General features: G+C 70.4%; 22 protein-coding genes. 13 read left to right on the plus strand and 9 right to left on the minus strand.

The window, feature by feature from the left end; all coding sequences use genetic code 11:
* Positions 1-2 precede the first annotated feature (2 nt).
* From I8J32_RS08960 to I8J32_RS08970, 3 genes are all read right to left on the minus strand, one after another.
* Positions 3-533 carry a methylated-DNA--[protein]-cysteine S-methyltransferase gene (locus tag I8J32_RS08960; protein WP_200611034.1) on the minus strand — a complete coding sequence of 177 codons (531 nt, stop codon included), beginning with the start codon at positions 531-533 and terminating at the stop codon, positions 3-5.
* Positions 530-2047 carry a DNA-3-methyladenine glycosylase 2 family protein gene (locus I8J32_RS08965; protein WP_200611036.1) on the minus strand — a complete coding sequence of 506 codons (1518 nt, stop codon included), beginning with the start codon at positions 2045-2047 and terminating at the stop codon, positions 530-532. Before I8J32_RS08965 ends, I8J32_RS08960 begins: the two co-directional genes overlap by 4 nt.
* 129 nt (positions 2048-2176) lie before the next feature.
* On the minus strand, positions 2177-3421 hold the full coding sequence (locus I8J32_RS08970; protein ID WP_200611038.1) for an alkaline phosphatase family protein: 1245 nt from the start codon (positions 3419-3421) through the stop codon (positions 2177-2179).
* Between the two features lie 99 nt (positions 3422-3520).
* On the opposite strand from I8J32_RS08970, the gene I8J32_RS08975 reads away from it, so the two are divergent.
* Both I8J32_RS08975 and I8J32_RS08980 read left to right on the plus strand, forming a co-directional pair.
* Positions 3521-4093 (plus strand): YybH family protein, encoded by a 573-nt coding sequence (locus I8J32_RS08975; protein ID WP_245156279.1) that lies wholly within the window; start codon positions 3521-3523, stop codon positions 4091-4093.
* Between the two features lie 96 nt (positions 4094-4189).
* Positions 4190-4576 (plus strand): hypothetical protein, encoded by a 387-nt coding sequence (locus I8J32_RS08980; RefSeq protein WP_200611040.1) that lies wholly within the window; start codon positions 4190-4192, stop codon positions 4574-4576.
* A gap of 73 nt (positions 4577-4649) precedes the next feature.
* Here I8J32_RS08980 and I8J32_RS08985 read toward each other — a convergent pair whose 3' ends face one another.
* Complete coding sequence (locus tag I8J32_RS08985) at positions 4650-5234, minus strand: TetR/AcrR family transcriptional regulator (protein WP_200611041.1); 585 nt, start codon at positions 5232-5234, stop codon at positions 4650-4652.
* 149 nt (positions 5235-5383) lie between these two features.
* Between I8J32_RS08985 and hutU the strand changes: the two genes are divergently transcribed.
* Entirely contained in the window at positions 5384-7048 is a 1665-nt protein-coding gene (gene hutU / locus I8J32_RS08990; protein ID WP_200611043.1) for a urocanate hydratase, read from the plus strand.
* Between the two features lie 52 nt (positions 7049-7100).
* Here the strand turns inward: hutU and I8J32_RS08995 are convergent, their stop codons facing one another.
* Positions 7101-7394, minus strand: a complete 294-nt coding sequence (locus I8J32_RS08995; RefSeq protein ID WP_200611046.1) for a GIY-YIG nuclease family protein — start codon at positions 7392-7394, stop codon at positions 7101-7103.
* A gap of 198 nt (positions 7395-7592) precedes the next feature.
* On the opposite strand from I8J32_RS08995, the gene I8J32_RS09000 reads away from it, so the two are divergent.
* The 3 genes from I8J32_RS09000 (at position 7593) to I8J32_RS09010 (ending at position 9773) form a co-directional block, all read left to right on the plus strand.
* Entirely contained in the window at positions 7593-7973 is a 381-nt protein-coding gene (locus I8J32_RS09000) for a group III truncated hemoglobin (protein ID WP_200611049.1), read from the plus strand.
* 74 nt (positions 7974-8047) lie between these two features.
* The gene (gene gcvA, locus I8J32_RS09005) at positions 8048-8980 is read left to right on the plus strand and encodes a transcriptional regulator GcvA (RefSeq protein WP_200611052.1); all 933 of its coding nucleotides are present in this window, start codon (positions 8048-8050) and stop codon (positions 8978-8980) included.
* A gap of 97 nt (positions 8981-9077) precedes the next feature.
* Complete coding sequence (locus I8J32_RS09010) at positions 9078-9773, plus strand: NADPH-dependent F420 reductase (protein ID WP_200611055.1); 696 nt, start codon at positions 9078-9080, stop codon at positions 9771-9773.
* 113 nt (positions 9774-9886) lie between these two features.
* Here the strand turns inward: I8J32_RS09010 and I8J32_RS09015 are convergent, their stop codons facing one another.
* The gene (locus I8J32_RS09015) at positions 9887-11125 is read right to left on the minus strand and encodes a diguanylate cyclase (protein ID WP_200613027.1); all 1239 of its coding nucleotides are present in this window, start codon (positions 11123-11125) and stop codon (positions 9887-9889) included.
* A gap of 298 nt (positions 11126-11423) precedes the next feature.
* On the opposite strand from I8J32_RS09015, the gene I8J32_RS09020 reads away from it, so the two are divergent.
* From I8J32_RS09020 to I8J32_RS09040, 5 genes are all read left to right on the plus strand, one after another.
* Entirely contained in the window at positions 11424-12488 is a 1065-nt protein-coding gene (locus I8J32_RS09020) for a GGDEF domain-containing protein (RefSeq protein ID WP_200611058.1), read from the plus strand.
* A 108-nt stretch (positions 12489-12596) separates the two neighbouring features.
* The gene (locus tag I8J32_RS09025; protein WP_200611061.1) at positions 12597-13088 is read left to right on the plus strand and encodes an OsmC family protein; all 492 of its coding nucleotides are present in this window, start codon (positions 12597-12599) and stop codon (positions 13086-13088) included.
* Positions 13089-13169: 81 nt separating this feature from the next.
* Positions 13170-13841 (plus strand): GNAT family N-acetyltransferase, encoded by a 672-nt coding sequence (locus I8J32_RS09030; RefSeq protein ID WP_200611063.1) that lies wholly within the window; start codon positions 13170-13172, stop codon positions 13839-13841.
* A 362-nt stretch (positions 13842-14203) separates the two neighbouring features.
* Positions 14204-14692: a hypothetical protein gene (locus I8J32_RS09035; RefSeq protein WP_200611065.1), complete on the plus strand. Its 489-nt coding sequence runs from the start codon at positions 14204-14206 to the stop codon at positions 14690-14692.
* Positions 14693-14859: 167 nt separating this feature from the next.
* Entirely contained in the window at positions 14860-15843 is a 984-nt protein-coding gene (locus I8J32_RS09040; protein ID WP_207526511.1) for a DMT family transporter, read from the plus strand.
* A gap of 103 nt (positions 15844-15946) precedes the next feature.
* Here the strand turns inward: I8J32_RS09040 and I8J32_RS09045 are convergent, their stop codons facing one another.
* The 3 genes from I8J32_RS09045 to I8J32_RS09055 all read right to left on the minus strand — a co-directional run bounded on the left by I8J32_RS09045 (position 15947) and on the right by I8J32_RS09055 (position 18615).
* A complete protein-coding gene (locus I8J32_RS09045) occupies positions 15947-16633 on the minus strand; it encodes an EF-hand domain-containing protein (RefSeq protein ID WP_245156280.1) in 687 nt (228 codons plus the stop codon).
* Between the two features lie 122 nt (positions 16634-16755).
* Complete coding sequence (locus tag I8J32_RS09050) at positions 16756-18066, minus strand: App1 family protein (protein ID WP_200611071.1); 1311 nt, start codon at positions 18064-18066, stop codon at positions 16756-16758.
* A 261-nt stretch (positions 18067-18327) separates the two neighbouring features.
* Complete coding sequence (locus tag I8J32_RS09055; protein ID WP_207526513.1) at positions 18328-18615, minus strand: GAF domain-containing protein; 288 nt, start codon at positions 18613-18615, stop codon at positions 18328-18330.
* Positions 18616-18935: 320 nt separating this feature from the next.
* Between I8J32_RS09055 and I8J32_RS09060 the strand changes: the two genes are divergently transcribed.
* Complete coding sequence (locus I8J32_RS09060) at positions 18936-19739, plus strand: MOSC domain-containing protein (protein WP_200611075.1); 804 nt, start codon at positions 18936-18938, stop codon at positions 19737-19739.
* Between the two features lie 186 nt (positions 19740-19925).
* Complete coding sequence (locus I8J32_RS09065) at positions 19926-20864, plus strand: right-handed parallel beta-helix repeat-containing protein (RefSeq protein ID WP_200611078.1); 939 nt, start codon at positions 19926-19928, stop codon at positions 20862-20864.
* Positions 20865-20973: the final 109 nt, after the last annotated feature.

Below are 20973 nucleotides of genomic sequence, written 5' to 3' on the forward strand. Positions count from 1 at the left end.
CCTCAGGCAAACAGGTCGGTCGCTTGGGGAAGGGCGCCTTCCAGCTGCAGCAGGAACTGTTTGGTGGGCAGCCCGCCGCCGAAGCCGGTGAGGCTGCCGTCGGCGCCGATCACCCGGTGGCAGGGGAGCACGATCGGCAACGGATTGCGTCCGTTCGCCGCACCTACGGCGCGCATCGCGGTGGGGCGTCCCACGCGCATGGCCAGCTGCGCGTAGCTGATCGTCTGGCCGAAGGGGATATCCGCCAGCGCGCGCCACACCTGGCGCTGGAACGGCGTGCCCTGCGGGGCCAGCGGCAGGTCGAAGGCCCGCAGCGCGCCATCGAAGTAGCGCGCCAGCTGGTCCTGCGCGCGGCGCAGGACGGGATGGTCGCCTTCCTCCCACTGCGCGCAACGCGCCATCGGATGGCGCGGCGCGTGGAATTCGATCAGGTGCAGGCCCTCGTCGCCGCCGGCGATCAGCAGTGGCCCGACCGGGCTGTCGATGCGACGGAACCAGATGCCGCTGGTGTCCCGGGCGAGGCCCGTGTTCATGCCGCTCGGGCCACGGGCGCGGGCCGCGGCGCGGGCATCGAATCGCGCCACAACTGGATCACGCTGTATGCGCGCCAGGGGCGCCACGCCTGGCTGCGGGCGGTCAGCGCGCGTGCGCTCATGCGCGACCCGTCGTTGGGCACGGCGCGCTGCAGCACCAGGTCATCGGCCGGGAAGGCGTCGGGATGGCCCAGCGCGCGCAGCGCGATGTAATGCGCGGTCCACGGGCCGATGCCCGGCAGCGCGACCCATCGTTCGGTGAAATCCTCCAGCGTGCGTTCGGGCTGGAAGTCGACCTGTCCATCGAGCAGCGCGCGGGCCATCGTGCGCACGGTCGCGGCGCGGGCGCGGGTCAGGCCGATGGTGGTCAGGTCGACGTCGGCCAACGCCCGGGGCGTCGGGAACAGATGGTCCAGCCCCGGCGCGAGCGGGGCGGCCAGCGGCTCCCCGAAACGTTGCGACAGGCGCGTGGCCAGCGTGCGCGCGCCGGCCACGCTGATCTGCTGGCCGATGATCGCGCGCACGGCGATCTCGAAGCCGTCCCAGCCACTGGGTACGCGCAGTCCCGGTCGCTGGAGCATCAGGGGCCGCAGGCGCGGGTCTTCGGACAGTGCTTCGCCGATCGCACGCGGGTCGGCGTCCAGATCGAACATCCGACGCAGCCGCCCCACGATATCCAGCATGCGCGCCGGCGCGGCACCGTGCAGCTCCAGGCGCAGGGCGTGCTCGGTTTCGCGGCCAGGTTTCTGCGGCCAGTGCGACACGCGCAGCCACCCCGCGCCGCCGCCCTCGTCGCCGGTCGGGAAGACACGCGCGTAACTGTCGGCGTCGACGCATTCCACGCCGGGCAGCGCGCGCCCGCGCAGGAAGTCGAGCATCGCGCCGAAGTCGTACGGAGGCCGATAGCCCAGCCGCAGCACCAGGGATTCGCCCGGTACGTCGATGCGCTGCCGGCGCAGGTCGCGCGGCGCCATCCGGTACGCATCGCGGAACGCGGTGTTGAAGCGGCGCAGGCTGCCGAAGCCCGCGGCCAGCGCGACCTGCGTGATGGGCAGCGCGGTTTCGGTCAGCAATTGCTTGGCGAACAGCAGGCGCCGGGTGCCATGCACGCCGATCGGCGCCACTCCGAGGCGATCGACGAACAGCCGTCGCAGCTGGCGTTCGCCGATATCGACGCGACGGGCGAGGTCGGCCAGCGGCGCTTCGTCGAGTGCGCCCTGGTCGATCAGTTTCAATGCCCGCGCGACCACCGCATCGCCACGCCGCCACGCGCCGTCGGCGGGGGACAGTTCGGGCCGGCAGCGCAGGCAGGGCCGGTAGCCCGCGGCTTCGCAGGCCGCGGCGCTGGCGAAATATTCGACGCGCTTGGCCATCGGCGCCGGGCACACGGGCCGGCAATAGATGCGCGTGCTCAGCACCGCGGTGAAGAACAGGCCGTCGAAGCGCGGGTCGCGGCTGCGGCGTGCCTGTTCGCAGGTGTGCGGGTCGGGAATGACGGGCGTGGTGTCGCTCATGGCCGCAGGCTAGCACCGGCCCATCGCGCGGACTGGCCGGATTCGGACATCGATGTGGGGGCTCCGGCCGCGGCCGTGCGGGGCCCGGAACGGGCCGCGGCTGGGGCCCGGAAATGTGCCCCGCGGCCCTCAGGGCTCGCGCAGCGCCGGCTCCACGTGCGCGATGTCGCCGTCATTGTCTGCTGGTGGCACGCCCAACAGCCGCGCCAGCAACGGATAGACGTCGACGTTGTCGATCGGCGGCAGTTCCACGCCGTCGGCGAATGCGGGGCCGTCGGCGATGAAGATCGCGCGCATCTGCGGGGATTGCGGATCGAAGCCGTGCGCGCCGCGCGTCGCGCCGGGCGGGTATTCGTCGATCCGTTCGCGCGGGATGGCCATCCAGCCAACTTCCATCTGGCAGACGATCGGCGGAATGCGCGGGTGGCTGCCGTAATGCCAGCGCGCAGGCAGCTCATCCTTCTTCCAGCATTCGTAGCCACGATGGCGGCCCAGCAGCCGCGCCTGGACGGACGCTTCGCGGCCCGGAATGGGCAGGAAGCCCAGCACCTCGCCGTAGTGGATCACCAGCGCGTCGGCGGGATCGACCAGTGATTCGATGGCCAGCACCCGTTCGCGCCGCACTTGTGCCATGCCATGGTCGGACACGATCACCAGGTTGACGCGATCACGCAGGCCGCGCCGGTTGAGTTCCCGCAGCATTCGGCCGATCTGCTGGTCGGTCCGCGACAATGCGTTGTCGACCTGCGCCGATTCCGGGCCGAAATGGTGTCCGGCGGAGTCCACCTCGCCGAAGTACAGGGTGGCCAGGCGCGGGCGCGTGGCGGCGGGTTCCGACAGCCAGCGCAGCACGGTGTCGACGCGCGCCTCGGGCGGCAGGTCCGCGTCGTAGGGTGTCCAGCGCGAGGGACGCACGCCGCCGATCGCCGCTTCGCTGCCGGGCCAGAACAGCGTCGCCGTGGGAAGGCCGGCCTTGGCGGCCGTCACCCAGATCGGTTCGCCGCCCCACCAGCGTGCGTCGCTGACGGCCTGCGGCCGGGACGTACCGAATCGCCCCAGGGCGGGATCGCTCATCAGGTTGTGCACGATCCCGTGCCGGTCCGGCCGCAGGCCGGTCACGATGCTGTAGTGGTTGGGGAAGGTCAGCGACGGATACGAGGGGACCATCCAGCGCGCGTGCACCCCCTCGCGTGCGAGCCGCGCCAGCTGCGGCGTGCGGTCACGCCCGAGGTAATCGGCGCGGAAGCCGTCGATGGACACCAGCAGCAACGACGGCGGTTCGTCCGGCGCAGTCCGTGACGGGATCGCCGAAGGCGTGGCGCAGGCGGCCAGCAGCACGGCGGCGAGGCAGGACAGGAAGCGGAACGCGTTCATGTTGCGATGATAGCCACGGCTGCTCGCGGCAAGCTTTGCCAATCCCGCGCCCGTGTCGCGCTGGCACCATGCCGTCACGCGTCCTGGCGGGAGTATCGGATGAAGCCCTTCGTTGTCGCCCCTGTCCTCCGGCTTGCGCCGGCGTCGGCGCTGGTCATCGCGCTGTTTGCCTGCGGACCGGCGCTGGCCGGCACGGCGACGTCGCTGCCGCGGCTGAGTGCGCAGGAATGCGAGGTCTGGATGCGGGAACTGAGCTTCGCCCAGTCGGTGGCCGACCATGACACGGCCGCCTTCGAGCAGCACGTCGACGAACGGGCGGCGTTCGCCTCCAGCCGCACCGAACCGCAGCGCGGCCGTGCGCACATCGTCCGGCAGTGGGCGACGCTGATCGCAGGCACGCCGGTCAAGCTGGCCTGGTATCCCACCCGCGTCACCATGGGTGGCCGCCCCGACATGGCCTGGTCCAGCGGCCCCGCGCTGTACGAGGACACGACTCCGGGTGCGAAGGAGCGGTATCACCTGGGGGCCTTCAATTCGGTGTGGTCGCGGGGGGAGGACGGCGTGTGGCGGGTGATGTTCGACGACGGCATCCGCCCGGTACCGGCGACCCTGGCCCAGGTCGACGCGTTCCGCGCCGGCCGGCGCGACTGCACAAGCCTGACATCTCCCTGAATATTGCCGCCCGGCGGTGCGCCTGCGCCCCGGCAGGGGCGTATCGTCAGGACATCGGGCGCACGCCCGCGCCGCACCGGCCACAGGAGGCCCGCCATGCCCCGCCTGATGCTCTGCCTGCTCATTGCCGCGCTTCCGTTCGCCGCCGCGGCACAGACTACCGGTTCGATCGCGACCGCCCCGGCCGCAACCGAGTCGAGCGCCACCGACACTGATTCAACCGATCCCAGCGTCGCCGACCCCAACGCGCCGATGCAGGTCACGGCGACCGGGGAAGAGGCCACTGTCGCCGATGCGGACAAGGACAAGGCGCTCGATCATTTCTGCCTGCAGCACACCGGCACGCTGATCACCGCCCGCAAGGCGACCGCGGCCCGTCGCTGCGCCGGCATCGGACGCAGCTACTCCCAGGACGACATCCGCCGCACCGGCGAGACCGATATCGCCGATGCGCTGCGCCGCCTGGACGCCTCGATCTACTGATCCGTCCGCCAGCATCACTTCGAACGCCCGGCCTCGCGCCGGGCGTTTTCGTTGTGCCGGCCGATGCGCTCGGTCAGCTGTTGGCCAGTCCGGCCAGAATCCGGCGCATGGAGGCGTCGTAGAAGCGACGGAACGCCGCCTCGTCATAGCTGAAACGGCCTGCGCGATACAGCGCGACCAGTCCATGCGAATGCGCCCACAGGGTCATCGCCACGTCCCACACGTCATCGCGCCGCAACACGCCGGCGTCCATCGCCTCGGACACGACATCGGCCACCACGTTGAAGGTGGGCGACAGGCGGTCCTGGAAATCCTGGGGAAAGCGGCGCGCGTCCGGACGGCGGCTGGAGAAGGCATGGTCGAACAGGTGCGGATGGGCCAGCGCGTAATCCAGGTAGATGCGCTGCACCGCCATCAGCCGCGCGCGCAGGTCGCGGACCTTGCCCCGCGCGGACCAGTGGTGCGCGATGGCCTGGAAGCTGTCGTCGCTGATCCGCTTGAGCAGCGCCTCGCGGTTGGGGAAGTGGCGGTAGATCGCCATCGGGGTGATGCCCACGGCCTGCGCGATGCCCCGCATGCTCACGCCCTGCGCGCCATGTTTCTCGAACTGCACGCGCGCGGCGCGCAGGATGCGTTCGGCGGTGGAGGCGCGGGTCATGTGTACAGTGTAAACAACAGCGGCCCGTTGGTCGGAATCTGCCGGGCAATCGCCCTGTTGCACGCCTGCGCGGCCAGGGGCCGCTGGCTGCGGGTGCAGACGCGGCGCGATAATTCCTGCCAGCCGCCCATTCCCGCAGGAAGCCGACCATGTCCACCCGCCGCGATCCCTCCCGCAACATCCGCGCGCCGCGCGGCGCCACGCTCACGTGCAAGTCGTGGCTGACCGAGGCGCCGTACCGGATGCTCCAGAACAACCTGGACAGCGAGGTCGCGGAGAACCCGACCGAACTGGTCGTCTATGGCGGCATCGGTCGCGCGGCCCGCGACTGGGAGTCCTACGACGCGATCCTCAAGTCGCTGCGCGAGCTGGAGGACAACGAGACCCTGCTCATCCAGTCCGGCAAGCCGGTCGGCATCTTTCCCACGCATCCCGACGCGCCGCGCGTGCTGCTGGCCAATTCCAACCTCGTCCCGCACTGGGCGACCTGGGAGCACTTCAACGAGCTCGATAGGAAGGGCCTGATGATGTACGGCCAGATGACCGCCGGCTCCTGGATCTACATCGGCTCGCAGGGCATCGTGCAGGGCACCTACGAAACCTTCGTCGAGATGGGCCGCCAGCATTACGGCGGCTCGCTCGCCGGGCGGTGGATCCTCACGGCGGGATTGGGCGGCATGGGTGGCGCGCAGCCGCTGGCGGCCTCGCTGGCCGGTGCCAGTTCGCTGACCATCGAATGCCGCCAGACCAGCATCGATTTCCGCCTGCGCACGCGCTACGTGGACGAGCAGGCGCACGACCTCGACGATGCGCTGGCCCGCATCGCGAAATACACCGCCGCCGGCGAGGCGCGCTCGATCGCGCTGCTGGGCAATGCCGCCGAGATCCTGCCGGAGATGGTGCGTCGGGGCGTGCGGCCCGACTGCGTCACCGACCAGACCTCCGCGCACGACCCGGTGCACGGCTACCTGCCGATCGGCTGGACCGTGGAGCAGTGGCTGGCCGAACAGCAGGCGCACCCTGAGAAGGTGCGCGACGCGGCCAAGCAGTCTATGCGCGTGCACGTCGAGGCGATGCTGGCCTTCCACGCGCGTGGCATCCCGACCGTGGACTACGGCAACAACATCCGCCAGATGGCCAAGGACGAAGGCTGCACGAACGCGTTCGATTTCCCCGGCTTCGTGCCGGCCTATGTGCGGCCGCTGTTCTGCCGGGGTATCGGCCCGTTCCGCTGGGTCGCGCTGAGCGGCGATCCGGAGGACATCTACAAGACCGACGCCAAGGTCAAGGAACTGATCCCCGATGACGCCAACCTCCATCGCTGGCTCGACATGGCGCGCGAGCGCATCAGCTTCCAGGGGCTGCCGGCCCGCATCTGCTGGGTGGGCCTGGGCGTGCGCCACAAGCTGGGCCTGGCGTTCAACGAGATGGTGCGCAACGGCGAGCTGAAAGCACCGGTGGTGATCGGACGCGACCACCTGGATTCAGGCTCCGTCGCTTCGCCCAACCGCGAGACCGAGGCCATGCGCGACGGCTCCGACGCGGTGTCCGACTGGCCGCTGCTCAATGCCATGCTCAACGTCGCCGGCGGCGCGACCTGGGTGTCGCTGCACCACGGCGGTGGCGTGGGCATGGGCTATTCGCAGCACTCGGGCGTGGTGATCGTCTGCGACGGCACTGAAGCCGCCGACCGCCGGATCGAGCGCGTCCTGTGGAACGACCCGGGCACCGGCGTGATGCGCCATGCCGATGCGGGCTACGAGATCGCCCAGGCCTGCGCGAAGGAGCAGGGGCTGAAGCTGCCCATGCTCTGAGCCATTACGACGATGCATGCACGACGGCCCGGATTTTCCGGGCCGTTGCGTTTCAGGCGCTGGCTGGCGAGGGCGTGTCGCCGGTGGTCGCCGCCCCGTCGCTCGCTGTGCACAGCGCCCGTTTGCGCGCTGGCGTCAATTGCTTGATCGCGTGCTCGGCGCGGCTGGCGGCCGACCGGTCCGGATATTCGAACCGTGCCAGCAGGCGCAGCGGCGGATGCGAGCGGGTGTAGCGCGCGCCCTTGCCGGCGGCGTGCTGCGCGAAGCGGCGTTCGACGTCGGTGGCGATGCCCGTGTAGAGGCTGCCGTCGCGGCATTCGATGAGGTAGACGTACCAGCAGGGCATGGCGCGAGTGTAGCGGGGCGGTATTGAGCTCGTCGCCCGCGGATCCGGCCGGGGCTTGGCCGCGTCCGCCGCTCTGAAGGGTTCAGTGCGCGGGTGCCGTCCCCGTGAAGCCGTCCCGCGACGGGGCCGGCATCGGCCGCGCGTGCCCGCATAATTGCAACCCCCACTGCACCCACGCGCTCCTCCACGCGCCCGCCCATGACTGCTTCCATCGAACTGCAGCCGCAGGACATCGCCCGGCTGGTCGACTGCTTCTACGACAAAGTGCGCCGGCATCCGGAACTGGGCCCGGTGTTCAACGCGGCCGTGCACGACTGGGACGAGCACAAGGCCCTGCTGGTGCAGTTCTGGTCATCGGTGGCCCTAGGCACGGCCAGCTACCGCGGCAACCCGATGGCCGCGCACCGTGCGCAACCCATTCGCGCGGAACATTTCGACGCGTGGCTGCAACTGTGGGACGAGACGGCGAGCGAGGTGCTCGCCCCGGAACAGGCCGCGCTCATGCACGGGTACGCGCAGCGGATCGGCCGCAGCCTGCGGTACGGCCTGGGCCTGGACGGAAGTCCGCGTCCCATCTAGCCGGTGCGTGCATGCCGTACGTTGCGCCGCGCAGAACGCGGGTAGAGTGCGCAGGTGCTCGTACGGACAGGTCCATGCCCAGCCCCAGACCGCCACGCCAGGCGCCCGTCCACCTCAACGCCCTGCGCGCTTTCGAGGCGGCCGCGCGACACCTGAGTTTTGCCGCGGCGGCCGAGGAGCTCCACGTCACGCCCTCCGCGATCAGCCAGCAGGTGCGCACGCTCGAGGACTACCTGGGACTGAAGCTTTTCGCCCGGGCGGCCTCCGGCATCTCGCTCACGCCGCATGCCCTGCGCGCCTATCCGGAGGTGAAGCAGGGGCTGGCCCACTTGGCCGCGGGGCTGGGGCTGATGCAGGAAGGCTGGCGCGATGACGTGGTCACAATGACCCTCCCGATTTCCTTTGCAGCCAAATGGCTGATGCCGCGCATCGAGCGCTTCGGACAGGCGAATCCGGGGCTGGAACTGCGCCTGGACACCAGCAACCGCCTCAGCGATTACGTGGGCGAGGGCATCGATATCGGCGTGCGCTACGGACTGGGCGACTACCCCGGCCTGGAGGCGCAGCGCCTGATGGAGGAGGACGTCTTCCCCGTCTGCAGTCCGGCGTGGCTGCCGCCGGGCAGCGCGGGCCTGGACGAGGCGAGGGTTGCGACGCTGCCGCTGATCCACGACACCACGATCGACTTCGACCCGGCATTCCCGGACTGGCGTGCCTGGCTGGCGGCGCACGGCATGGGGCATGTCGACGCTACGCGCGGCCCGCGCTTCAACTCCACCCTCCTGGCCCTGCAGGCTGCGATCGATGGCCAGGGCGTCGCGCTGGGCCGCAGCGTTGCCGTGGCGGGGGATCTTGCGGCGGGCCGGCTGGTGCGGACACCGGCCGGGAGCCTCGCCACGCGCTGTGCCTATTACGTGATCACGCCTCCCGGTGCGCTGGAACAGCCCAAGGTGCGCGCCGTGCACGACTGGCTGTTCGCGCAAGCCGCACGCGACAAGCAAATCTGATCCTTCCCACAGAATTCCTCGTTTGTCGCGCCCCGTGCGCGCACCTACCGTGTCGGCAGGCCTCGCGACGGGCGGGCCACCCACGAGGACGACGACCATGCATCTCAAATCCAGTTCCGTTCCGGGCGGCGCGGATGCCTCCGCGCAACTCGGCGTCGTGGGCGCCGGCAACATGGGCGTGCGGCTGGCGCGCATGTTCGCGCGCGCCGGGCGCCGGGTCGTGCTGGGCACGCGCGATCCGCAACGCGCACTGGCGCGGCTGCAGGGCGAGCTGCCTCCCACGCTGACCATCGGCACGCCCGCGCAGGCTTTCGCCGCGCAGGCCGTGCTGCCCACCGTGTTCCTGCGCGACGGCCTGGTCGCGCTGCTCGCCGAACATCGGGCCGCGCTGGCCTCGAAGGTGCTGATCGACATCAGCAACCCGTTCAACCAGGACTACAGCGACTACATCCTGCCCTGGGACACCAGCAGTGCCGAAGTCCTGCAGCAGGCCTTGCCCGAGGTGCGCGTGGTCGGCGCGTTCAAGAACGTGTTCGCCGAGGTGTTCGACCGCCCGGATTTCGGCGCCGCCTCCGCGAGCGTGCTCAGCGATGTGCTGGTGGTGGGCGACGACCAGGACGCAAAGTCCGTGTTCCTGTCGCTCGCCCAGGGGACGCCCTTTCGCTACCTGGACGCCGGCCCGCTGCGCAATGCGCGCACGTTGGAGCGCCTGACGCTGATCACCGGCCGCCTGGGGCGCCAGCTGGGTACCTATCCGCGCATGAACTGGCGGCTGCTGGGCGAGTCGGCGTAGTACGCCGGGTTAGTTGTCGCCGATCGCATCCGGGATGCAGGCCAGGGGGGATCGCGCGCGAGTGCCCGCAGTCGTGCTGCGAGTCGCTGCTCGCAAGGCCCGCGTGCCAGGCCTCACACCGCGAGCATCAGCGCTTCCCGATCCGTGGCGCGAACCATGCTGCTGCCTTCCACCCGGTTGCGGCCGCCGGCCTTGGCCACGTACAGCTGGCGGTCGGCTTCGGCCAGCATGGCCGACAGGCCTGCCGCCGAGGTGCACACACCGATGCTCACCGTGAGGTGGATGCTGCGGCCGTCGGGCAGCGCGATGGGCATGGCGCCGATGTCGGCGCGCAGGCACTCGAAGTAGTCCCGCGCATCCTCGCCCTGCAGCCCGGGGGCCAGCACCACGAACTCCTCGCCGCCGAATCGCGCGGCCAGGTCCTGCGTGCGCACGTGGCGCGCCACCGCGTTGGCCACGGCCTTGATCGCCAGGTCACCGGCATCGTGGCCGTAGGTGTCGTTGATGTGCTTGAAATGGTCGATGTCGAGCATGCCGGCGGCCACGCCGTCCTCCTGTCCGGCCTGGTACACCTGCGCGCCGCGGTCGAAGAAGTGACGGCGGTTGGGCAGGCCGGTGAGGAAGTCGCGCGTGGCCAGGTCCTGCAGCGTGCCGATCAGGTCCAGGTTGTCGACGTTCTGCGACACGCGGCAGAAGAACTCCTCGCGCGACCAGGGCTTGTGCAGGAAGTCGTTGGCGCCGTGCTTGAGGAATTGCGCCACCAGCGGCGCGGACCCCGAGCCGGAGATGCCGATGATCGACAGCCGGTCGCGCGTGTGCGTCGCGCGCAACCGGCGGATCAGTTCCAGGCCGTCCATGCCGGGCATCTGGTAATCGGTGATCACCAGGCGGATCGACGGATGCAGCGCCAGCGCCTCCAGCGCCGCCGCGCCGCTGTCGGCTTCGGTCACCTGGAAGCCGTACAGGCGCAGCGCACCCGCGGCCAGCACGCGCGCGGAGGGCGAGTCGTCCACCACCAGCGCGCCAATGCGGCGATTGCGCTCCAGCCGCTGGGCCAGCCACACCAGGTAATCGATGCTGCCCGGCGTGTTCTTGAGCACGCAGTCGACGATCTGCCGTGCCTGCACCTTCTGCCGCACGGACTCGTCATAGACGCCGGAGACGACCACCACCGGCATGCCGCAGCCGGTGAAGAAGTCCAGGATGTCGTCGGGCGCCGCGTCGGCCAGCACCAGGCCGGTGAAGACCAGGAAGTAGCGGCCGGGCTGCGCCAGTTCCACGCGCGCCTGCGCCAGGGACGTGACGACGGTGATCGGCAGGCCCAGCCGCTCGCCGACGGCGGTCGCCACCATCGTGGAGAACGAGCGCGAGTTGTCGACCAGCAGGATGGCGTTGGCCTGCGGCTCGGGCGTGCGCGGCGATGGGAGGACGCGGTTGGGCAGGTTCACGGGAGTCCGTGGCGTAGGGCTTTGCCAAGCAAATATCGGCAGGCCCGGCTGTGGCTTGAGCGTCGAGCCGCCGGGTCGGCCCGGTCCGGGCTGGCCCAGGGCGGCGTCGGCGCCCGTCCGGCCGGCCGCTTCCGTCCCCCGGCTGCCGTAGGATCGGCATTTCGGGCGCCGGGCCGCGCCGTGCCATGCAAGGGAGTGCACCGTGATCCACCCACCGTTGCCGACCAACGAGGACGAACGCCTGTCCGCGCTGCGGCGCTACCAGATCCTCGATACGCCGGCCGAGGAGGCCTACGACGACCTCGTCACGATCGCCTCGGGCATCTGCGGCACGCCCATGGCGCTGGTTTCGCTGATCGACGTGGAACGCCAGTGGTTCAAGGCGCGCGCCGGACTGGACGCCGCGCAGACGCCGCGCGAAGTCTCCTTCTGTGGCCATGTCGTTGCGCGGGGCCGGACGATGGTCGTGCCCGATGCCATGCAGGACCCCCGTTTCCACGACAATCCGCTGGTCACGGGCGACCCCAGCATCCGCTTCTACGCCGGTGCGCCGCTGGTGGACTCGGGCGGGCATGCGATCGGCACGCTGTGCGTGATCGACACGGTGCCCCGCGACCTGGAGCCCTTCCAGCAGCGGGCGCTGGAAAGCCTCTCGCGGCAGGTCATGGCGTTGATGGAGCTGCGCGCCGCCCACCGCGAACTGCAGCACCACCTGAGCGAGCGCGAATGGTACGAGCGCCAGCTCGACCAGCATCAGCAGCAACTGCAGGCGCGAAACGCCGAACTCACCCTGGAAAGCCTCACCGACGCCCTGACCGGGCTGCCCAACCGGCGCGCTTTCGCCGCGCGGATGGAACAGGCGCTGGCGCACGCGCATGCCGGCGGGGCGCCGATGGCGCTGGCCATCATCGATATCGACCACTTCAAGCAGATCAACGACCTGCACGGACATCCGGCCGGCGACGACACGCTGGTCAAGGTCGCCCGCGCCCTGGCCGCGCAGTTCACCGCGCCGTCGGTGGTGGCGCGCTTCGGCGGCGAGGAATTCGCGGTGGTGCTGCCGGGCGTCACCGCCGAGGCGGCGCAGGTGCAGTGCGATCACGCCCGCGAAGCGGTGGAATGGTTTCCCGACGGCCTGCCGGTGACGGTCAGCATCGGCCTGACCGCGGTGCAGTCCGGTGACACGGTCAGTGCGCTGTACACGCGCGCGGACCGCGGCCTGTACGAAGCCAAGCGTACCGGGCGCAACCGGGTCGTCGCGGCCTGATCGTCGCCGACCGGGCAACGCCGGCGCCGCGCAGGCCGCGGCGCGCGTGGCGTCGCAGTGCATCGTCCGTACGTCGTACGATCCAGCCTCCCCCCGCCGGAGCCGACCATGACCGCCGCGTCCGCATTTCCCGGCCTGCGCGCCCCCCTGGCCGAGGGCGAGGCCTTCGCCCATTCCGACAATCGCAGCTTCCGCACCCCGCTCAATGTCGCCGGCCACGCCCTGGTCGCCGACGAACCGGTGGCCGTAGGGGGCACCGACCAGGGGCCCTCGCCGTATGGCCTGATCTCGGCGGCACTGGCCTCGTGCACGGCCATGACCCTGCATGCCTACGCAAAGCTCAAGGGCCTGGAGGTGCGCGACATCCGCGTGCTGGTACGCCACGGCAAGGTGCACGAAACCGACTGCGAACACTGCGAGGACGACAAGGGCGCCAAGGTCGACCAGCTCGAGCGCAGCGTCTGGATCGACGGCGACCTCACCGAGGCGGTACGCGCGCGGATGATGCAGATCGCCGACATGTGCCCGGTGCATCGCACCCTCCACGGCGCGGTGCGGATCGTGACGCGACAGGCCCGGGGGCCGTCCGACGTGGCGTGACTGGATCCCACAACCGGGGCCCGCGCGGACGCCTGTTCCGCGTCCTACACTCGCCAGGCTCCCCACCGCCGACGTGTCCCCATGCAGGAACTCGACAACCCCTTCTTCGCCTCCCTGCGCGCGCGCCACCGTGACATCGCCCTGGTCGAGGGCGACGTCGCGCGCTACCCGCCCGAGTACGCGCCCTTCCTGGGCGTGGCCGATGCGGACGTGGACGCCGCCGCGTCGCTCGACGCGCTGCTGGCGCCGGACGAAAGCGTGTACCTGCTGGGCGTGGTGCCCACGCTTCCGGCGCGCTGGCAGCTGCAGGCCTACCGGCCGCTGGCGCAGATGACCTGCACGCGGCCGATCGCGGTGGGTGACGGGCCGGAGGTGATCGCGCTGGACGCGCGCCACAAGGCCGACGTGCTCGCGCTGACCGCGCTGGTCTACCCGCATTACTTCCGCGAGCGCACGATGGAGATGGGCCGCTACTTCGGCATCTACCAGGACGGCCGCCTGGCCGCGATCATCGGCGAGCGCCTGGGCATGGACGCCGCGCAGGAGATCAGCGCGGTCTGCACGCATCCGGATTTCAACGGCCGCGGCTACGCGCGGCGCCTGCTCGCGCTGCTCACCAACGACGTGCTGGCGCAGGAGCGTCTGCCGTTCCTGCACGTCAGCCACGAGAACACACGGGCCAAGCAGCTCTACGAACAGATGGGCTACAAGGTGCGTCGCGATATCGGCTTCTGGTCGTTGCGCCGGGCCTGATCCCTGCGTGGCGGGATCACCGCCATCCACCCTCTCCGCCACGCTTCACGCGCGTGTCGAGCCGACGATCGCGCTGCAGGCGCAAGCGGCCGTGTAGACGGTTGGGGTGCGTGCCTTTCGATGCCTGCGCAATGCATGTCCGCGCACGGCCGCTTTTGCATGCTCGCTGTCACCTGGCGGAACCCGGCTCTTTTCCTAAAGCCCCATTAACGGTTCAAGGGCCGGGATCTTTAAAGTGTGGCGAACGTAGCGGTTCGTGCATCGACCTCTTCACGCGGCCTCCGCGGCGACACGCGCGTGAGTAAGGTTGCCCGGCGCGGAGAAGCCATCGCAGGGGGCGAGGGCAGCGCGAGGACCTGTCGATGAATCATTCCATCGTGCTGAGCCCCAACATCGGGCTCGCCGTCGTCACCTTGCGGGGCCAGATTTCGATCGCCGACCGCGCCCTTGCCCTGGATGCACTGCTCGAGCAGCTGGAAGGGCAGGAGATCCGCAGCATCCTGATGGACATGCAGGAAGCCCAGGCCGTACCCGAATCCTTCCAGGCCGCCAGCGAGTTCGCGCAGCGGCTGGCCGGCGAGCGCCGCTTGCGCGAGTGCCGCGTCGCCTACCTCTACGGGAATGCGTCCAACGCCAACGGCGTGGTGGAAAAGCTGGCCGAGGCCAGGCAGTTCCGCAGCCGCCGCTTCGAGGTGATGTCGGAAGCCATCGACTGGCTGCTGACGCCGCGTCGCACCGGCACCATTCCCGCCCTGCCGCCGCAGCAGGAGCCCGAGCCGCCGTTGGCCAAGGTGCTCGCGCGCCTGAAGCGCGAAGCGGGCCTGCTCAAGACGGCCACGCCGCAGACCTGAGGGCGCCGAAGTCGCGCGGCGGAGACTTCCGCCGCCCGACAGTGCCGCGGATCGACGTTTGCAATCCGCGTGGTGCGGTCGCCGTTCCATGATGCGGTCGGCACGGCGGCGCCAGCGCGATTGCTATCCTGCGCGCGTCCGCCCCCTCGGACGCCGCCGACACCTCCGTGACTCCTTCGCATCCGCCGATCTCCGGCGCGTCCTCGCGCCGCCTGGGTTTCCTGTTGGCCGCCGGTGCGGCCGTGCTGTTCTCGGCCAAGGCGATCCTGGCCAAGTTCCAGTTCCGGTATGGCCTGGACGCACTGGACGTCATGGCGCTGCGCATGGGCCTGGCGTTGCCGCTGTTCGCCCTGCTGGCGGTACGTGAATCTCGGCGGGCCGCAGCGCCGCTGCAGGCTCGCGACCGGGCCCTCATCCTCGTGCTGGGCGTGCTGGGCTACTACCTGTCCAGCCTGCTCGACTTCTGGGGCCTCCAGTACGTGCCCGTCTCGCTGGAACGGCTGATCCTGTTCCTCAATCCCACTTTCGTGCTGCTGCTGGGCGTGGTCCTGTTCAAGCGACGCGTCGCGCGGCGCGAATGGGTGGCGCTGGCGGTCAGCTACGCCGGCGTCGCCCTGGTGTTCGTCGAGAGCCTGCGCCTGGAAGGCGACCACCTGGCGCTGGGTGGCGCGCTGGTGCTGGGCGCGGCACTGGCCTACGCCCTGTACCTCGCCCTGTCGGGTGAGCTGATCCATCGGGTGGGTCCGCTGCGGCTGGTGGCCTACGCGATGCTGGTCTCCACCGCGGTCACGGCGATCCACTACGTCATCGCGCGGGATCCCGCCGGACTGCTGCGGCTGTCCGCGCCGGTGTATGGCCTGGCGCTGGTCAACGCCGTGCTGTGCACCTTCGCGCCGGTGACGATGACCATGGCCGCCGTGGCCCGCATCGGTTCCGGTGCGGCCGCGCAGTTGTCCGCACTGGGGCCGGTGTCGCTGCTGTTCCTGCGGGGCTGGCTGCTCGGCGAATCGGTGTCGGCGCTGCAGGTGCTCGGCACCGCCGTGGTGCTCTGCGGCGTGCTGCTGCTGGCACGACCCGCGGCCAATTCGGTGCCGCTGGATCCCATCGACGATCCTTTGCCTGGCCAGGCCGGCAATCCGCCCGGCCGCTGAAGGGCTTCGCAGTGATGCCGCAAAAACGGAACGGCCCCGCGAGGGGCCGTCCGTGTCGATTACCGTGGCGTTGGACCGCCTGCGCCGGAAGCGGGACGCCGGGTCAGCGGCGCCCGTGCGAGGCCTGCAGTTCGGCACGGCTGAGGAAGCCGTCGCGGTTCTCGTCCAGCCACTGGAAGCGGTCCTTCAGGCGCGGCATCTTTTCGTCCACTTCCACCCGGCCCAGCTTGCCGTCGCCATTGATGTCGGCGGCCTTGAACGATGCCTCCAGATGCTGCTTGTGCAGGGCTTCAAGCTGGGGCTTCATCCGCTCGTGGTGCGCGCGCAGTTCCGAACCCACCAGGTAGCCGTCGCGGTTGCTGTCGATGGCGGCGAAGTCGGGTTTGGGGAGCGCGGCGCGCCACGTCTGGGACTTGGATGCCTGCGCGCCGGCCTTCTGCGCATGCTCGGCCCGCATGGCCTCGCGCTTGGCCTCGCCGGCATCGAACTCGCTGCGGCTGATGCGGCCGTCCTTGTCGACGTCCAGCCGTTCCATGCCCTGGCCTCGATGGTGACCGCCGCGCATGCCATTGCCAGGGTGCTGCGGACGTTCGTCCGCCGACAGTCGTCCGTCGCCGTTGCGGTCCAGGCTGTCGAAATGTTCGGCCAGGCGCGGCTTGGCGGCCGCCTCGGCGCGGTCGATCACGCCGTCGGCGTTGGTGTCGAGCTTCGTACGACCGGACTGCGGCGACTGGGCGAGCAGGGGCGCCGCCAGCGGCACCAGCAGGAGGGCGGCGGCAAGGGGAAGCATGCGATTCATCGTGGACTCCGTCAGCGGCGGAACTGCCGTGCAGGGGGGAAACGTCCCTGCGTCGCGCGCGTTGACGCGGCGGCCGGCGCGGTTCAGCCGGCAGCCGGCTTGCGCTGAAGGGTTCACGCCGCCGGCGGCTCCGGCGGTTCGGGCGTCGTCCCCGGCGGCACGGCCTTGGCGCCCTCGTCCTCGACGCGGCCGGGCGCCGACTCCGCCGGCGTCTTGCCGGTGACGTTCTCCACGGCGGTCTCGACGCCTTCCTCGAAGGCCGCCTCGCCCAGCGTCGGACGCGCCTTGTCGCGCGAGACTTCGGCCACGATCGACGGCAGCAGGGCGGGGTCGATCAGTCCCAGGCCCATGGCGTGCTCGGCGATGGCGATGCTGTCTCGCGCGCGCAGCATGGGCACCTTCGTGCCGGCCACGCGCTGGATGATGGCGTCCACGCCGGAGTCGAGCAGGCTGTCCAGGTCCGGGTCGACGTCGCGGATGTAGATGGCCACGATGCGGTCGCCGAATTCCTGCGCGGCCTGCGCGTACAGCTCGGCGTCGGCCTGTCCCGAATCGCCGAGCAGCACCCAGCGCATCTGCGGCATGCGCGCGATGAGCTCGCGCGCGCGCTCGAGCTTGTGGCCGTGGCCTGGCGACTTGATGAACTTGCCGGGGTCCAGTCCCAGGTCGCGCAGGAAGATCGGTCCGGGCGGGATGGCGTTGAGCGCCATGAAGTCGTCGAGCAGGTCGTACATGTTCCAGGGCGAACTGGAAACGTAGAAGATCGGATTGCGGCCGGAGCGGTCGGCCCCCGCCTGCAGCGCGGCGTACAGCGGCGCCACGCCCAGCAGCGGCTTGCGGGTGCGCGCGTTGTGCAGGAAGGTCAGCTGCGCGGCGGTCTTCCAGTCGGTGATGCTGCTCTGCAGGACGGTGTCGTCGATGTCCGAGATGATCCCCACCCGCGCCTGCCGCGACACCCGCATCACCGGCTGCGAAGTGGTCAGCGAACCGTCGCCCAGGCTGATGCTCGCGTACTCCCAGAGCGCCTGCGCATCCTGTCCGGCGTCGTCCATCGCGATGCGGTAATAGCCCTCGTGATCGCTCACCGCGTGCGCCTGGGCGCCGCGGAACTGCGCGACGATCTCCACGCCGGGCACCTCATCGCTTTCGAAGCGGCGATAGGTGTTGAGCAGGTTGTCCCACCAGTCGTCCTTCTCGCCGGGGCCGCCGAGCGGCGCCTCGGCCAGCACGCGTCCCATCAGCTGCACGCCCATGTCGTCGACGAAACCGCGGTAGGCCGCGATGTGCCGCGGGCGGTGCAGGCCCAGGCGCGAGCGCAGGCGCGTGGCCGCCACGTCGAAGTACTCGTCCGCGTTGATCGACAGCGATTGGAGATGACGCGCGATGTGGCTCGGCCAGCGCGGCCGGGGCGGAGGGTTCTGCATGGTCGGATCCGGGGACGAGCGCCCAGTGTCCATGCTGGAAGTTCTGCGCGACGTGCAAGCGGGCGGCATCCCCCACCCGGGGGATGCACGCGCGCGGGGCCGGGCCACGTCGCGGCCGCGTCCGGGCTGCCTTTCACCGGCTGGCGACGGATCGTGTGCTCAGGGCTACCGCGATTGGGGTATCAGGCGGGCAGCCGGCCGCGGATCATCGCGCGCCGTGCCGATCCCGGATCGGAACCTTGGCGCGCGGACCTCAGCGCGTCAGCGCGCCAGCCGCGACAGGCGTTCCGCCGCGCGTTGCGCAATCGCGCTGAGCGCCTGTTCGTGGCGCGCGTCGTAGAAGCCGGTCTGCGGATGCTCGCTGTCCAGCACGCCCAGCAACTGGCCGTCATGCTGGAGCGGTACCGCCAGTTCGGAAAGATTGATCTGGTCGTCGGCGACGTAGCGTCCGTCGCGGCGGGTGTCGTCCACGCGCTGCAGCGTGCGCTGGCGCGCGCAGTCGCCGACCACGCCGTCGCCGATCGCCAGCCGGATGCGCGATTCGAGCATGTGGTCGGCGGCCCGCTTGGGCCCCCCAGGCCGCCTGCTGCACCAGGCCGTCGTCGCCGTCGGGCAGGTAGACCACGCAGTCGCCCAGGCCCAGTTCGCGGCCGGCGAACTCACACACCGTCCAGGCGACCTCGCGGGGCGTTCCGGCCTGGTCGAGCAGTGCGTCGAGCGCGGCCAGGCGCGCCGGGGCCTGGTCCAGGAAGAGGGCGGTGCTGTCCATGTCGGGGCGATCTGCATCCTTGGGGGGCCGGCAGATTACTCTGGAAGGACAGGGAGCCGCACGCAGGCGCGTGCCGGACCCGCGCGCCAAGGACGCTGCCATGAACCTCTCGGGCCTTTACCTCTATCCGATCAAGTCCACCGCCGCGCTGGCGGTGCGCGAGGCCGCGGTCGAAGCGCAGGGCCTGGCGAACGACCGGCGCTGGATGGTGGTCAATCCGGCCGGCCGTTTCGTCACCGGCCGCGAACTGGCCCGCCTGACCCTGGTGCGGGCACGGCCCGTCGCCGAGGGCCTGGTGCTCGAGGCGCCCGGCATGCCGTCGCTGGCCGTGGCGACGCCGGACAACGGCCGGCCGGTGGACGCGACGGTCTGGGACAGCACCGTGGCGGCGCGCGGCGCCGACCCGGCGGCGGACGCCTGGTTGAGCGACTTCCTGCTGCAGCCCGTGCGCCTGGTCCACATGGGCCCGGACAGCCACAGGACGATCGACGAGCCGCAGGCGCGCGCCGACGACACGGTCAGCTTCGCCGACGGCTATCCGCTGCTGCTGATTTCGCAGGCTTCGCTCGACGGCCTCAACGCCCGGCTGCCGCAGCCGGTGCCGATGCTGCGCTTCCGGCCCAACCTGGTCGTCGGCGGCGCCGATGCGCCACACGCGGAAGACCATTGGCGGCGCGTGCGCGTGGGCGAGGTGGAGTTCGACGTGGTCAAGACCTGCACGCGTTGCGTGTTCACCACGGTCGATCCGCAGCGCGGCGAACGCGATCCCGGCGGCGAGCCGCTGCGCACGCTGGCCAGCTACCGCCGCAGCGACAAGGGCATCACCTTCGGTCAGAACCTGATCCCGCGTTCGGCAGGCACGGTGCGCGCGGGCGATCCGGTCGAAGTGCTCGCGCGCGCCTGACAAGTTCTGCCGGCGCCGGCCGATATCGTGCAGGGCACACCGCATCGCCGCCGGTTGCATGCGCACCCGCATGGGCACCGCCCGGGCCGACGACCGGTTCCGTCCGGGCGCCACCTTCGGGCACCATAGGCACCGCCACACCGATGTGCTGCCGACCGGCGGCCGTCCACCAAAAAGGGGAACTCCATGAATCGTTTTGCTTCCGGCCTGCGCAAGGCCGCGCTGGGTCTCGGCCTGCTCGTCATCGCCACCTCCGCCCACGCGCAGGCCACGCGCACCTGGGTCTCGGGCGTGGGTGACGACGCCAACCCCTGCAGCCGCACGGCACCGTGCAAGACCTTCGCCGGCGCGATCAGCAAGACCGCTGCCAAGGGCGTGATCAGCGTGCTTGACCCGGGCGGCTTCGGCGCCGTCACCATCACCAAGGCGATCACCATCGACGGCGGCGGCGTCATCGGCAGCATCCTGGCGTCCGGCACCACCGGCGTGATCGTCAACGCCGGCGCCACCGACGTGGTCCGCCTGCGCAACATCTCCATCGACGGCGCGTCCACCGGCATCGACGGCGTGCGTTTCGCGGCCGGCGGCACGCTGATCATCGAGAACGTGCGCATCAACGACTTCACCGCCGACGGCGTGAAGTTCCAGCCGTCGGGCAACAGCCGCCTGGTCATCACCGACAGCCACATCAGCAACGTGGCCGGCACCGCCGTGCACACCGTCCCGGGCGTCGCCGGCACCGCCGTCGCGTCGCTGCAGAACGTGCGCCTGTACGAGAGCGGCTTCGGCGTGAAGGCCGAGGACCGCACCAACCAGATGTCGATCCGCGACAGCTTCATCAACAACAACCTCAACAGCGGCGTGCAGGCGCAGAGCACGTCGGGCGTGGTCACGGTGAACGTCGACAACTGCCACGTCAGCAACAACGGCCTGACCAACGCATCGGCCGCCGGCATCAAGTCCAAGGGCCCCTCCGCGACGCTCAACCTGTCCGAGACCCTGGTCACCGGCAATCCGACCGGCCTGGGTGCCGAGGGCGGCGGCGCGCTGGTGTCCTTCGGCAGCAACCGCGTGGTGTTCAACACCGTCAACGGCAACGCGACCGGCAACATCACCACCCGCTGACGTCGGCGGCGGCTCTGCCGGGCCAGCCCCGCTCCGCCAGCCCCGCACCGGAAATCAAGCGCCGCCTTCGGGCGGCGTTTTTTTTGCCCGAGATGACTGGATTGGCCGG

The organism is Lysobacter solisilvae (genome assembly GCF_016613535.2).
In the GTDB taxonomy this organism is placed as follows: Bacteria; Pseudomonadota; Gammaproteobacteria; order Xanthomonadales; family Xanthomonadaceae; genus Agrilutibacter; species Agrilutibacter solisilvae.

What these genes read in the sequence shown, in the direction of transcription:
- I8J32_RS09015 (WP_200613027.1), bottom strand. Translation starts at nt 11,125, where the DNA reads ATGGTGGCGACCGCCGTCGGCGAGCGGCTGGGCCTGCCGATCACCGTC.
- I8J32_RS09045 (WP_245156280.1), bottom strand. Translation starts at nt 16,633, where the DNA reads ATGCTTCCCCTTGCCGCCGCCCTCCTGCTGGTGCCGCTGGCGGCGCCC.
- I8J32_RS09035 (WP_200611065.1), top strand. Translation starts at nt 14,204, where the DNA reads ATGAATCATTCCATCGTGCTGAGCCCCAACATCGGGCTCGCCGTCGTC.
- I8J32_RS09030 (WP_200611063.1), top strand. Translation starts at nt 13,170, where the DNA reads ATGCAGGAACTCGACAACCCCTTCTTCGCCTCCCTGCGCGCGCGCCAC.
- I8J32_RS09010 (WP_200611055.1), top strand. Translation starts at nt 9,078, where the DNA reads ATGCATCTCAAATCCAGTTCCGTTCCGGGCGGCGCGGATGCCTCCGCG.
- gcvA (WP_200611052.1), top strand. Translation starts at nt 8,048, where the DNA reads ATGCCCAGCCCCAGACCGCCACGCCAGGCGCCCGTCCACCTCAACGCC.
- I8J32_RS09000 (WP_200611049.1), top strand. Translation starts at nt 7,593, where the DNA reads ATGACTGCTTCCATCGAACTGCAGCCGCAGGACATCGCCCGGCTGGTC.
- I8J32_RS08960 (WP_200611034.1), bottom strand. Translation starts at nt 533, where the DNA reads ATGAACACGGGCCTCGCCCGGGACACCAGCGGCATCTGGTTCCGTCGC.
- I8J32_RS09060 (WP_200611075.1), top strand. Translation starts at nt 18,936, where the DNA reads ATGAACCTCTCGGGCCTTTACCTCTATCCGATCAAGTCCACCGCCGCG.
- I8J32_RS08970 (WP_200611038.1), bottom strand. Translation starts at nt 3,421, where the DNA reads ATGAACGCGTTCCGCTTCCTGTCCTGCCTCGCCGCCGTGCTGCTGGCC.
- I8J32_RS08965 (WP_200611036.1), bottom strand. Translation starts at nt 2,047, where the DNA reads ATGAGCGACACCACGCCCGTCATTCCCGACCCGCACACCTGCGAACAG.
- I8J32_RS08980 (WP_200611040.1), top strand. Translation starts at nt 4,190, where the DNA reads ATGCCCCGCCTGATGCTCTGCCTGCTCATTGCCGCGCTTCCGTTCGCC.
- I8J32_RS08995 (WP_200611046.1), bottom strand. Translation starts at nt 7,394, where the DNA reads ATGCCCTGCTGGTACGTCTACCTCATCGAATGCCGCGACGGCAGCCTC.
- I8J32_RS09050 (WP_200611071.1), bottom strand. Translation starts at nt 18,066, where the DNA reads ATGCAGAACCCTCCGCCCCGGCCGCGCTGGCCGAGCCACATCGCGCGT.
- I8J32_RS09025 (WP_200611061.1), top strand. Translation starts at nt 12,597, where the DNA reads ATGACCGCCGCGTCCGCATTTCCCGGCCTGCGCGCCCCCCTGGCCGAG.
- I8J32_RS08985 (WP_200611041.1), bottom strand. Translation starts at nt 5,234, where the DNA reads ATGACCCGCGCCTCCACCGCCGAACGCATCCTGCGCGCCGCGCGCGTG.
- I8J32_RS09055 (WP_207526513.1), bottom strand. Translation starts at nt 18,615, where the DNA reads ATGCTCGAATCGCGCATCCGGCTGGCGATCGGCGACGGCGTGGTCGGC.
- I8J32_RS09065 (WP_200611078.1), top strand. Translation starts at nt 19,926, where the DNA reads ATGAATCGTTTTGCTTCCGGCCTGCGCAAGGCCGCGCTGGGTCTCGGC.
- I8J32_RS08975 (WP_245156279.1), top strand. Translation starts at nt 3,521, where the DNA reads ATGAAGCCCTTCGTTGTCGCCCCTGTCCTCCGGCTTGCGCCGGCGTCG.
- hutU (WP_200611043.1), top strand. Translation starts at nt 5,384, where the DNA reads ATGTCCACCCGCCGCGATCCCTCCCGCAACATCCGCGCGCCGCGCGGC.